This window comes from Staphylococcus sp. GDY8P57P (genome assembly GCF_017892585.1).
Taxonomy (GTDB): domain Bacteria; phylum Bacillota; class Bacilli; order Staphylococcales; family Staphylococcaceae; genus Staphylococcus; species Staphylococcus borealis.
Map to the genome: position 1 here is coordinate 1 of NZ_JAESLK010000076.1, position 255 is coordinate 255.

1 pseudogene is annotated in these 255 nt (G+C 29.8%); it reads right to left on the reverse strand.

The features are described 5' to 3' along the window. A pseudogene (locus KA878_RS13545) lies at positions 1–203 on the reverse strand (replication initiation factor domain-containing protein); the annotation flags it as partial. Between the last annotated feature and the right edge of the window lie 52 nt (positions 204–255).

Below are 255 nucleotides of genomic sequence, written 5' to 3' on the forward strand. Positions count from 1 at the left end.
ATATAAACTTTTTCTTGAAGTGCCTTAGCTTTAAATTTTGTTTGTAACATATCCCAAAGCTTTATTTGTGGATCAACACTCATGAATTCAGAAAGTTTTTGAGCATTATTTTTATTTAAATTCCCAATGATTGTCATACGGTCAAAACTGATTTTTGGTTTTGATATGCACACAGTATGTGCACTTAACCGGCTATTAGATATACCGGTTAACGAAAAATTACACTTTTCTTGTTCTAGACTTTGATTTGATAAT